The organism is Xanthobacter lutulentifluminis (assembly GCF_043194675.2).
GTDB lineage: Bacteria > Pseudomonadota > Alphaproteobacteria > Rhizobiales > Xanthobacteraceae > Xanthobacter.
The window spans coordinates 2,476,375-2,488,182 of sequence record NZ_CM195525.1 but is presented as its reverse complement, the minus strand read 5'-3'; the positions used below and the strand labels follow the sequence as shown (position 1 = coordinate 2,488,182).

Annotated in this window: 9 protein-coding genes; 4 read left to right on the top strand and 5 right to left on the bottom strand. The window is 72.2% G+C overall.

All coding sequences use genetic code 11. From position 1 onward, the window contains the following. Window positions 1-5: 5 nt before the first annotated feature. The 5 genes from V5F49_RS11310 to tlpA form a co-directional block, all read right to left on the bottom strand. On the bottom strand, window positions 6-911 hold the full coding sequence (locus V5F49_RS11310; RefSeq protein ID WP_394115704.1) for an alpha-amylase family protein: 906 nt from the start codon (window positions 909-911) through the stop codon (window positions 6-8). Window positions 912-918: 7 nt separating this feature from the next. Continuing rightward, entirely contained in the window at window positions 919-3,033 is a 2,115-nt protein-coding gene (locus V5F49_RS11305; RefSeq protein ID WP_394115705.1) for a glycosyl transferase family protein, read from the bottom strand. A 20-nt stretch (window positions 3,034-3,053) separates the two neighbouring features. Next, window positions 3,054-5,297, bottom strand: coding sequence for a hypothetical protein (locus V5F49_RS11300; RefSeq protein ID WP_394115706.1), 2,244 nt, complete (start codon window positions 5,295-5,297; stop codon window positions 3,054-3,056). Between the two features lies 1 nt (window position 5,298). Next, window positions 5,299-6,501, bottom strand: coding sequence for a non-hydrolyzing UDP-N-acetylglucosamine 2-epimerase (gene wecB, locus V5F49_RS11295; protein WP_394115707.1), 1,203 nt, complete (start codon window positions 6,499-6,501; stop codon window positions 5,299-5,301). A gap of 201 nt (window positions 6,502-6,702) precedes the next feature. After that, window positions 6,703-7,503 (bottom strand): thiol:disulfide interchange protein TlpA, encoded by an 801-nt coding sequence (tlpA, locus tag V5F49_RS11290; RefSeq protein ID WP_394115708.1) that lies wholly within the window; start codon window positions 7,501-7,503, stop codon window positions 6,703-6,705. 16 nt (window positions 7,504-7,519) lie between these two features. Here tlpA and argH point away from each other — a divergent pair, with 16 nt between their 5' ends. From argH to V5F49_RS11270, 4 genes are all read left to right on the top strand, one after another. Next, window positions 7,520-8,905: an argininosuccinate lyase gene (gene argH / locus V5F49_RS11285; RefSeq protein ID WP_394115709.1), complete on the top strand. Its 1,386-nt coding sequence runs from the start codon at window positions 7,520-7,522 to the stop codon at window positions 8,903-8,905. A gap of 98 nt (window positions 8,906-9,003) precedes the next feature. Next, the gene (lptM, locus tag V5F49_RS11280; RefSeq protein ID WP_394115710.1) at window positions 9,004-9,330 is read left to right on the top strand and encodes an LPS translocon maturation chaperone LptM; all 327 of its coding nucleotides are present in this window, start codon (window positions 9,004-9,006) and stop codon (window positions 9,328-9,330) included. 777 nt (window positions 9,331-10,107) lie between these two features. Then, window positions 10,108-11,373, top strand: coding sequence for a diaminopimelate decarboxylase (gene lysA / locus V5F49_RS11275; RefSeq protein WP_394115711.1), 1,266 nt, complete (start codon window positions 10,108-10,110; stop codon window positions 11,371-11,373). A gap of 35 nt (window positions 11,374-11,408) precedes the next feature. Then, a complete protein-coding gene (locus V5F49_RS11270; RefSeq protein WP_394115712.1) occupies window positions 11,409-11,771 on the top strand; it encodes a hypothetical protein in 363 nt (120 codons plus the stop codon). Window positions 11,772-11,808 lie beyond the last annotated feature (37 nt).

Here is an 11,808-nt window from a genome sequence, read left to right as displayed (position 1 = left end):
GCGCCCTACCCCTCCATCAGCTTCTGCACCAGCAGGCGGTCCACATAGTGCGGACCGTCGAACACGAACACCTCGTACCCCGCATAGGCCTTGAGCTGCGGCAGCAGTTCGGCCGCCGTGGCGGGGCGGAAGCCGCCGCCCACCGCCGGCCGGAACGCCTCCGCGATCAGCTTGAAGCGCCGTGCGCCCAGCCGCGCCGACAGCACCTGCGCGTAGCCGGCGGCCGAGGCCGGGGTGCGGGTGTGGACACCCACCCCGTCCTGGAACATCAGCCCCACGTCGGACGGCAGCCAGCGCGCCACCCAGTCCGCCAGCGCGGCGGGGCCGACATTGGAATTGTCGTAGCAGCTGACCCACAGCGGGCGCGGGATGTCCGCCAGCGCGGCCGCCATCTGGCCGACGCCGGTCCAGGTGGGATCGCTCTCCACCGGGAAATAGAAGCCGTCCGGCCGGAACGGGAGCCGCGCCCGGGCGATGCGGGCGGAGAGGGCGCCGAGCGCCAGCACGTCGCGGCGCGCCTCGGGCTCGCTGAAGCCCCCGGCCAGGCCGGCGATGATGGATTGCGCCCACGGCTCGCGGGCGATGCGGGTCCAGTTGGGAGCGTCGGGCACGAGGGTGAGGCCGAGGCCCGGCAGCGGCACGAAGGCGGTGCCGTTGGCGGCCAGCCACTGCACCAGCAGGGTGCGGGCGCCGATGAAGTCCCAGTCCCCGCGCGGATCGAGCGCGCCGCCGTGCACCTGCCAGACCACGCCCTGCACCAGGCCGGGCGGCGGCGAGGCGCGCTGCAGCAGCCCATCCACCGCCGCAAGGCCGATGCCGGCGACGGCGGCCGCGCCGCCGATCAGCAGGGCGCGACGGCCGGCGCGGTTCACCGGCGCAGGCCCCGCCGGACCGGGCGTGCTGCGGAGCAAGGCGCCATCAGGCGCCGGCCATGGCGAGGCGGCGTTCCTGCTCGCGCACGGTGGCCACGATCGCCTCTTCCTTCACGATGCCGCAGCGCACGAGATATTCGCCGATGCGACCGTCCACGTCCGGGTGGTAGTGATCCATGGCGGCCTCGAACGCCTCGCGCTGCATCAGGCCCTTCTCCAGCAGCAGCTCGCCCAGCAGCGGCGGCGACTTCTGGCCTTCCATGCCCGGCGGCATGCCGCGCAGCAGGCGCAGGCCGTCGTTGATCTCGCTCTCGCGGGCGATGCGCTGGAGCGGCGTGTCGCCCACGGCGCCGCGCACCTCCTCCATGGCCTTCTCGCCCAGCGGCGAGGCCACGGCGATGACCAGCGTGCCGGTCTCGTCGCGGCCGATGGGCAGCACGCGGCGGCGGACCATCAGCTCGATGGGCAGCAGGTCGTTGAATTCGCGCACCATGTGCTCGGTCACATGGGTGCGGGGCAGGCTGGTCTGGAAGGCGATGGCCTCGGCCAGTGTCTCCTCGTCCAGCCAGCCGTTGGCGACGAGGATGCGGCCGAGCGGCTGCTGGCGCTCGTCCTGAAGGGCGAGAGCCTGCTCCACATGCTCGGGCAGCACCGCCTGCCAGGTCAAAAGCAGCTCGCCGAGGCGCTGGCGCTGCTGGCCGAGATCGGCCTGGTCGGGGAAGTCGTGGGCGGTCTTGTCCCAGACGATGCGCCGGCCGAACAGCAGATGCGCGAGGAACAGGTGCCAGGCGCGCACGGTGGCCGCGAAGTTCACGAAGTTGCTCATGACCACGCGCGGCACGGACATGAGCCCCTGCTCCCAGCCGTAGACGCGCGCCACGAAGTAGAAGCGCTGCACGAGGCGGAGCGCGAAGGCGACGGCGTTGCCGGTGAGCACCGCCAGCAGCCAGGTCTCGGTGGCGAAGATGGAGGGAAAGCGCATCGGCAGGTAGCCGAGCTTTTCCGCCGCGAGGAAGATCAGGAAGTGCGCCGCCACCACATAGGCCAGCACCGCCACGATGGAGGTGACGATGCCCTTGCGGTCGCGGAACAGGAAGTACTTGGTGGCGAGGTTGCCGCGCCAGCCCATGTGGCGCCAGCCCTGGAAGGCGATGCCCAGCGCCCAGCGCGCCTTCTGCCGGTACGAGGTGCGGAACGTGTCCGGGAAGAACTCGCGCACGCACAGCGGCATGGTGATGTGCAGTTCCTTGTCACGGCCGAAGCCGTACCAGCTCTCGCGCTTCACCCGGTATTCCACCGGCAGGCGGGCGATGATGGACTGCATGTGCGCCTCGGAGAGGCGGGCGCTGATGTCGTAATCCTCGGTGAGGCTCGCGGTGTTGAATACCTCGCCGTCGCCGTTCTCCATCAGGTGCAGCATGGCCTTGCGGGAGAAGCAGGTGCCCACGCCCGCCGACGGCACCTGCCCGGCGACGCTCTCGCGCACCACGAGGTCCTTGGCGTGCCACTCGGCGAACTCGTCCATGTAGATGCCGGCCACCAGTTCCGACCAGTGGCGCTCCAGGGAGAGCACCGGGATCTGGATCAGGTCCTTGCGCGGCAGCAGGTAGTTGAAGAAGCGCAGCTCCAGCGGGTGGAGCACGTCCTCGGCGTCGTGCAGCACCAGGCCGGCGAACTCCGTGCCGGTCATCTGCTCGTGCTGGAAGATGGTGCGCACGATGTGGTTGAGGCAGTCGGCCTTGTTGGTGGGGCCGGGGTTGCGCACCTCCACCCGCACCAGCTGCTTGTAGCGCCGGCGCATGCGCTCGACCTCGGCGATGGTGTCCGGGTCGTTCGGATAGGTGCCGACGAAGATCACGTAGCGCCGGTAGTCCAGCACGCTGACCATGTTCTCGATCATGGCCGCGATGACCGGGGATTCCAGCCACGCGGGGATCATGATGGCGAGCGGCTGCTCGTCCCGCTGGTAGAGCGCGGACGGGGTCAGCGGGCGGATGAACGGCTCGATGGCGAAGCGGCGGTAGATCCGCCGCACCCAGTACCAGGCATCGACGAACAGGTCGTCGAGCGAGGAGATGAGGATGATGACCGCCACGCCGGCCGCCACGTATTCAACGATGCGGACGTAATCAGCCAAGAGGTAGGGCCAATAGAGCGACATGGCGGTCAGGTCTCCCGGCGTCAGCCGCGGCGGCGGACGTACGAGGCGCGGATCAGCAGCAGGAAGAACAGCGCGGCGGCGCCGATGCCCAGCGGCAGGCCCCAGTCCGACGAGTTCTGCCAGAGCCGCTGCAGGGTGCCGGCCGGACCGTCGGTGTCGGCGACACGCACGGTGCCGGGCGCCGCGCCCGAGGCGGACAGCTCGGAGAGCGTGCCATCCACGCCCACCAGCGCCACGTCGCCGCGCGACAGGCGCACCGGCTTCTGCGGCGTCATGGGCACGGGGCCGATGCTCTGCCACAGGATGCCCTTGGCGTCGTCGCCGCGCACGGCCTGCACCAGCGCCACGTTCTTCAGGCCGGTGATGTCGAGCAGGCGGGCCTTCTCGTCGGTGCCGACGATGAGGCGGTCGCCTTCCACCCGGGCCTTGGGCGTGATGCCCTGCACCGGCACGTCGAGGGCGAGGAACGCCCCCGCGGCGCGGAACGACACGCCCGGGCCGGCCACGTCGAAGGCGCTGTTTCCGGCCGGCACGCCGGCGGCGGAGGCGGCGCGCACCACGCGCGGCAGGCTGGAGGCCGGGGCGGCGAGGTAGGCGTCCGGCACCACCAGGCGACCACCCGCGGCCATGGCCGAGATCACGCCCAGGAAGTCACCGGCGGGCGAGGGGCCGCCCAGCTCGAAATGGCTGGTGGGCAGCACCGAGACCGGGAACGCCTGGGGCGTCTCGCGGCAGCGGTCGCTCACCGGCTGGCGCTGGAAGGTCACGCGCAGCACGTTGCGGGCGGCCAGCGCATAGGGCGGCACCGCGGCGGAGAGGTGCTCCGGCTGGCCGTTGGCGTCGAGCCGCTTGGCGGCCAGCAGCACGTCGTTCAGGAACACCGCCACCACCGGCTCGGAGGTGGAGGCGCCGGGGGCGGCCGCCACGTCGAGGTTGAGGCGGCTCGGCAGGCTGCGGCCGCCGGTGGCCGCGGCGAGATCGAACGTCACCACCCAGTCGCCACGGGCGAGCACGTCGAGGTTGCCCTCGGCCGGGCCGAGGCTGGAGAGGGTCACCGAGGAGGGCTTCTGCGGCTGGGTGTCCACCGCGCGGATGGCCACCGTGCCGCTGGCGAGGGAGGTGCGCCAGAAGCTGTCGAACAGCTGGGTCGCCTTCCCGCCGGCCCCGCCGCCCACGGCGATGATCGGCCGTCCCCCGAGGGACTGCAGGCTCACCTCGTCGGCGGCGATGGTGGCGCCGCCGAGGCTCGCGGCGCGGGCGCGCCATTCGCTGAACGCCGTCCCGGCGGTGCCGAGGCGGGCGGCGAGCGCATCGAGCGCGCCGCGGATGCCGGAGACCAGCGCCGGATCGGCCACCGCCACGTCGGCGCCGAGCGGCGAGCCCGGCAGCACCAGCAGCGCGCCCACCTCGGCCGCGTCGCGGATGCGGTAGGTCTTGGCCCCGACGAAGTTGGAGAAGGGCGCCACCACGCGCAGGCTGGCGGGCACGTCGAGGGTGGAGAGGTCCACCTCGTCGCCCACCGCCGGCAGGGTCTTCACCTTCAGGCGCTTGCCGGCGGTCTCGAGCGCGAGGCCCAGCCGCCAGGCGGTGTCGTAGCTGTCCTTGGAGAGGGTGCCGCCGGACACCAGCAGCGAGCCCGAGCCGGGCATGGCGCTCCAGGCGGTGGCGAGGCTCTTCACCTCGCCGGCGTCGTAGGAATAGGTGAAGCGCGAGGCGGGGCTCAGCTTCAGCACGTTGCCGATGCCGCGCTCGTCGGCGCACAGATACTCGCCGATCACCGAGGACCAGGCGGTGCCGAAGCGCACGAAGCCGGTGGGACGCGGGCGTCCGTCCACCGCGATGGTGGCGGCGGCGCTGCCGCTGTCGCCTTCCAGCCGGCGGGAGAAGACGGGCGTGCCGTCCACCGACAGCACCATGGTGGTGCGGCCGCCGTCACCGCGCAGATATTCGCCGTCCACGACGATGCTGGCGTCCTGCAGCGGCACGCCGGCGGGCACCGGCAGGTAGAGGTCGCGCCGGGCGTCCATGCCCTGCAGCACCACCGGCCCCTCGACCCCGAGGTCGCCGAGGCTGAACGAGCGGGTGACGCGCGTATCCGCCGCCCGCTCCTGGATGGCGGAGAGCACCGGATCGGCGGTCTGCGCCCGGGCCGGCGCGGCGCCTGCGAGGGCGAGGAGGCCGGCGGGCAGCAGGGCTGCGGCCAGCCAGGCCGCGAGCCGCGGCACGGCGCGGCCCGTCGTCGGGAGGGCGATGTCCTGTCTCATGTCAGTCTCTCACGAGCATGGCGTCGAGGCCGGTGGCGCGCCGGGGCGCGGGCACGGCGGGCGGGGCGGAAAGGGGCGAGAACTCCTGCACCGGTCGTCCGCGGATGCAGTCGATGATGCGGCGGCAGGCATGCCCGTCGCCGTAGGGGTTGACGCGGTTGGCGTAGGCCGCATGGGCCTGCGGGTCGTCCAGCAGGCGGGATACGGCGGAAACGATGGCGGCGCGGGCGGTGCCCACCAGCAGCACGGTGCCGGCATCCACCGCCTCCGGCCGCTCGGTGACGTCGCGCATGACGAGCACCGGCTTGCCGAGGGCGGGTGCCTCTTCCTGCACCCCGCCGGAATCGGTGAGCACCAGATGGGCCCGCTGCATCAGCCGCTGGAACGGCAGATAGTCGAGCGGCGGCACCAGATGCACGTTGGCCCGGCCGCCGAGGGCCTCGGTCACCGGACCCTTCACGTTGGGATTGAGGTGGACCGGATAGACGATCTCCACGTCGGCGCGGGCCGCGAGCTCGCCCAGCGCCTCGCAGATGGAGCGGAAGCCGGCGCCGAAATTCTCGCGCCGGTGGCCGGTGACGAGCACCAGCCGGCGCGCCGGGTCGAGCGCCGGGAGCGCGGCGTCGAGGGCGGCGCGCAGGTCCGGGTCGGCCTCGATGCGCGCCTGGGTCTCGGCGAGGGCGTCGATCACCGTGTTGCCGGTCACCACCACCCGGCCCGCCAGCCGCTCGCCGGCAAGGTTGGCCCGCGAGCGCGCGGTGGGGGCGAACAGGAGGTCGCTGACGAGGTCCACCACCCGGCGGTTCATCTCCTCGGGGAACGGCTGGTCGAGGTGATAGGTGCGCAGCCCTGCCTCCACGTGGCCCACCGGAAGGCGGCGGTGGAAGGCGGCGAGCGCGGCGGCCATGGCGGTGGTGGTGTCGCCGTGGACCAGCACCCGGTCCGGCGCCACCTCGGCCAGCACGGCGTCGAGCGCGACGAGCGCGCCGCCGGCAAGCCCGTTCAATCCCTGATTGTGGGCCATCAGGCCGAGGTCGAAGTCCGGGCGGATCTCGAACAGGCGCAGCACCTGGTCCAGCATCTCCCGATGCTGCCCCGTGACGCAGACGAGCGAGGTTATTTCCGGCTCGCGCCCCAGCGCCCGCACCAGCGGCGCCATCTTGATGGCTTCCGGGCGCGTGCCGAAAATCGACAATATCTTCAACGCTCGCCCCCGGCGATTCGATTTCGGATCGGCGCCCACCACCAGTGTCAAGAATTAGTTTCTAGCACCGGGGCGAGATCCAACGCAATTTCCGCGTGCCGTCCCGCACGCCGGCCCGCCGGCAGGCAGGCGCCGCAGGGGTCGGACGCGTCACGCACTGTGCAGTGCGAAAGTTGCAGGAGGCTTAAGGGTGGCAATACGTCAGCGCGTCGATGCACCGACTTCAGCACGGGCCGAGGCGATCGCCGCGCGCACCAGCGCCTCCGCATCCGCGCCTCCCCATTCGGCCGGGCCGGCGAGATAGCCGAGCTCGCAACCGTCGCGGTCGATGAGCAGCGTGGTGGGCAGGCCGAAGCCCCGTCCCACGGAGCGCAGCGCCTGGAAGGTGCGGGTTGCCGGATCGGCATAGAAGGCGAGCGCCTTCACCCCGATCTCGGACAGGAACGCGCGCGGCTTCTCCGGATCGCGGGTGTCGAGATTGACCGCCACCACCTCGAACGCCGGTCCGCCCAGGGTGGACTGGAGGTGGTCGAGGGCCGGCATTTCCTTGCGGCAGGGCACGCACCAGGTGGCCCACAGGTTCAAGAGCACCACCCGGCCGCGGAAATCGGCAAGGGTCACCTCCTTGCCGGTCGCGTCGGTGAAGGCGAGCGGCGGCAGACGGCGTGGCTCGGTGGCGAGCGAGAAGGCGGCGACGTCGCCCTTCGCCAGCGCCGCGAAGGTGCGCGCACGGTCCACGCTGCCGCTGCAGGCAGGATCGGCGGCACCGGCCACGCGCGGCGATTCGGCCGCGGGAACGCCGGTGGACTGCGCCGGCGCATTGCCGGGAAGGCGGTTCATCCCGTATAGGGCGAGCGCGCCCGCGATGGCGCCCGCCAGCGTCGCCAGCGCGACGATCGCGACAGTCCGCAGCGCCGAGCCGCGCGCGCCCCTTCCGGGCGCGGGGGCGGCAGCGGCGGGATCGTCGGTTTCGGTCGCGCGGGACTGGTCGGCTTCGGTCATCACGAGAGGATCCGTCATGAGCAACAAGATGTGGGGCGGGCGCTTCAGCACTGCCCCCGACGCCATCATGGAGGAGATCAACGCCTCCATCGGCTTCGACCAGCGCCTCTATGCGCAGGACATCGCCGGCTCCAAGGCGCATGCGAAGATGCTCGCGGCCCAGGGCATCGTGGCGGCGAAAGATGCCGACAAGATTACCAAGGGTCTAGACACGATCCTGTCAGAGATCGAGGCGGGCAAGTTCAGCTTCCGGCGCGAGCTGGAGGACATCCACATGAACGTGGAGAGCCGCCTCGCGGAGCTGATCGGCGCGCCCGCCGGCCGCCTCCACACCGCCCGCTCGCGCAACGACCAGGTGGCGACCGACTTCCGCCTCTACGTGCGCGACACGGTGGACGCCCTCGACGCGCAGCTCGCCGACCTCCAGCGCGCGCTGGCGGAAAAGGCGCTGGCCCATGCCGCCACCGTCATGCCCGGCTTCACCCACCTGCAGACGGCCCAGCCGGTGACCTTCGGCCACCACCTGATGGCCTATGTGGAGATGACGGCGCGCGATCGCGGCCGGCTGGCGGATGCGCGCAAGCGCCTGAACGAGTGCCCGCTGGGCTCGGCGGCGCTCGCCGGCACCTCCTTCCCCATCGACCGGGAGGCGACCGCGACGGCGCTCGGCTTCAACCGCCCCACCGCCAATTCGCTCGACGCCGTGTCCGACCGCGACTTCGTGATGGAGACGCTCTCGGCCGCCTCCATCTGCGCCGTGCACCTCTCGCGCTTCGCCGAGGAGGTGGTGATCTGGACCTCGCCGTCGTTCGCGCTGGTGAAGCTGTCGGATGCCTTCACCACCGGCTCCTCCATCATGCCGCAGAAGCGCAATCCCGACGCCGCCGAGCTGGTGCGCGCCAAGGCCGGGCGCATCATCGGCGCGCTCACCGGCATCCTGGTGGTGATGAAGGGCCTGCCGCTGGCCTATGCCAAGGACATGCAGGAGGACAAGGAAGGCGCGTTCGATGCCTTCTCCGCCCTCTCCCTGGTGGTCGCCGCCACCGCCGGCATGGTGCGGGACCTCGTGCCCGACGAGAAGCGCATGGCTGCTGCCGCCGGCCAGGGCTATTCCACCGCCACCGACCTCGCCGACTGGCTGGTGCGGGCGCTGAACATCCCGTTCCGCGAGGCGCACCACATCACCGGCCGCATCGTCGCCCTCGCCTCGGAGAAGGGCGTGGCGCTGCACAAGGTGTCGCTGGAGGAGATGCAGGCGGTGGACAAGCGCATCACCGACGACGTGTTCTCCGTGCTGTCCGTGGTGCGCTCCGTGCGCAGCCGCACCAGCTACGGCGGTACCGCCCCGACGCGGGTGCGGGCACAGGCGAAGCGCTGGCTGAAGAAGCTGGGCGCGGCGTGACACCGCGCCGCTCCCCCACCCCGCGCGGGACGGGGGCTCGCGTTTGCCGCAGCGCGGGCTATAGTGGCGCCCGAATGTTCCCGAACGGCTGGGCCCTGATGCGACCCCTTCTCGTCCCCCTCGCCCTGTGCGGCGCCCTCGCCCTTGCGGCGTGCGGCGTGAAGGGCCCGCTTGAGCCGCCGCCCGGCGCGCAGGTTGCCGCGCCGCCGGCCACCGCGACCCCGCCGGCGCCGAAGCCCGGCACCAAGCCGGACCCCAACACGTATGTCCCACCGCGCACGGCCGCCGAGCTCTATGACAGCGCGACGCCCCATGCGGACTGGGAGAAGCAGAAGAAGCCCGCTGCCGGCACCACCGGCTCGCAGCAGCTGCTGCAGGGCGTGAACCGGCCGAACCAGCCGTTCGTGCTCGACGGGCTGCTCTGACCTCCGGCCGCTCCGGCGGCCGGGCGACGTGAGATCGCGGCAGCAACTTGGCCGCGGCGAGTTGGCCGCGTCGAGTTGGCCGCGTCGAGTTGGCCGCGTCGAGTTGGCGTGCGGCCCGCTGCGACGCCCCGGCGGGTGCGTCACCGGCGGGAACGGGGTCCGGGGGCGCGATCGAGATCGATCGTCCGGATGGGCGTTTCGAAGCTCCGGCCTTCCCGCCCTGACCCGCGCAATCATACGCCCTTCACAGAGCAGGATCGCTTGCACGCGCGCAAGCGACGACCGGGCGCGGCCCTCCGCGTGGCGTCCCGACCGTCGCGCCGCGGATCGTCGCCCGTCCCCGGTGGCCTGCCGGCATCGCCAACCAGGTTCCGCCATTCGCAGGAGCGCGGCCGCAGCGCACCCCCGCGCGTGGCGGGGCGCAGAAGCCGCTGCGTCAAGCGATACTGCGCCCCGGTGCAGTCCCGCGCGCGCTCCGGACGCATCAGGATCTCGACCCCGGCATCGGCGCGAGGGCCCTCAGGGTGCCCGCCCGCCGGTGCCGCAGCGACGCCCTCCGCGCCCGCGTGCCCCGCAACCAGGCCGGCGGCGCACACGGGCGTTGCCTCCGCCCCCGGTTTCGGCGCATTTTCCCGCCGGGCCGAACGGCCCATCACCCGACGCCGAGCCGGTGGCGCCCCGCAAGGCGGCCTTCCGGCTCCGGCCCATCCCAGGCTCCCGCCCGGATCCGCCCTCCGGGCCCCTCCGGCTCACGCGCGCACGGACCGCCCCGTTTCCATGCACCACTTCGACTATCGCAACGGCCGCCTCTTCGCCGAGGACGTGGACCTCACTCCCCTCGCCTCGGAGCTGCGCACCCCCTTCTATTGCTATTCCAGCGCCACGCTGGAGCGGCACTACCGGGTGTTCATGGAGGCCTTCGCCGGCCGCGACGTGCTTTTGTGCTACGCGCTCAAGGCCAACTCGAACCAGTCGGTCATCGCGACGCTCGCGCGCCTCGGCGCCGGGGCGGACATCGTCTCCGCGGGCGAGCTGATGCGGGCGCGGGCGGCGGGCGTGCCGGGCGAGCGCATCGTGTTCTCCGGCGTCGGCAAGACCCGGGACGAGATGGCGGCCGCGCTTTCCGCCGGCATCCTGTGCTTCAACGTGGAGAGCGAGCCCGAGCTTGCCGCCCTCTCCGAGGTGGCGACCGCCATGGGCGTCACCGCCCCGGTCTCCGTGCGCGTCAATCCGGACGTGGACGCCAAGACCCACAAGAAGATCTCCACCGGCAAGTCCGCCACCAAGTTCGGCATCCCCATCTCCCGCGCCCGCGAGGTGTACGACGCGGCGGCGCGCCTGCCCGGCCTCGCCATCACCGGCGTGGACATGCACATCGGCAGCCAGATCACCGACATGGCGCCGTTCGAGAATGCCGTGACCCTGCTGGCCGAGCTGGCGCGCGACCTCCTCGCCGCCGGCCACAAGCTGCACCACATGGATCTCGGCGGCGGGCTCGGCGTGCCCTATGCGGCGTCCGACCCGGTGCCCCCCGCCCCGTCCGCCTATGCCGAGGTGGTGGGCCGCGCGCTGGGCGACCTCAAGCTGCCGCTGGTGTTCGAGATGGGCCGGATGCTGGTGGCCAATGCCGGCATCCTCGTCACCCGCGTGATCTATGTGAAGCACGGCGAGGGCAAGACCTTCGTGGTGGTGGACGCCGCCATGAACGACCTGATCCGCCCCACTCTCTACGAGGCGCACCACGACATCATCCCCGTGGCCGAGCCGGCGCCGGACGCGCCCATGGTCATCGCCGACGTGGTGGGCCCGGTGTGCGAGACCGGCGATTTCCTCGCCCTCGACCGGCCGCTGCCGCAGCTGAAGGCGGGCGACCTGCTCGCCGTCATGACCGCCGGCGCCTATGGCGCCGTGCAGTCGGGCACCTACAACACCCGCCCGCTGGTGCCGGAGGTGCTGGTGCGCGGATCGGCTGCCGCGGTGGTGCGGCCGCGCGTCGAGGCCGAGGCGCTGATCGCGCTGGACCGGCCCGCGCCCTGGCTGTGACGCCACCGCCCGCCGCCCCTTTCGCCACCCGGCACATGCGCCTGCGCGCGGGCCTGCGCGGGCTCGCGCTGCTCGCGGGGGTGATGCTGGCGGCGACGGTGTTTTCGTGGACGGTGGCGCTCGCCGTCGTGAAGCCGCTCTGCGGCGCCGAAGGCGAGCGCCGCGGCCTCGCCTATGACGGCCTCCGTCTCAGCCTGTTCAGCCACGGCAACACGGTGGCCCCCTGCCGCTTCAGCCGGGCGGGCGGCACCCGCGATCTCAAGGTGAGATGGCGGGATCTCGAAGGTGCCAATGCCCTGATCCGGGTTGCCGTGCGTCCCGACCTGATGAGCTACGCCCTGGGCGCCGTCGGCGTCGCCGGCTGGCTGCTCCTCGCCCGGGCCGGACGACCGAAGTGACGCGCCCGCCGATCGAGGGTTCCGGCCGGAGCGGCGC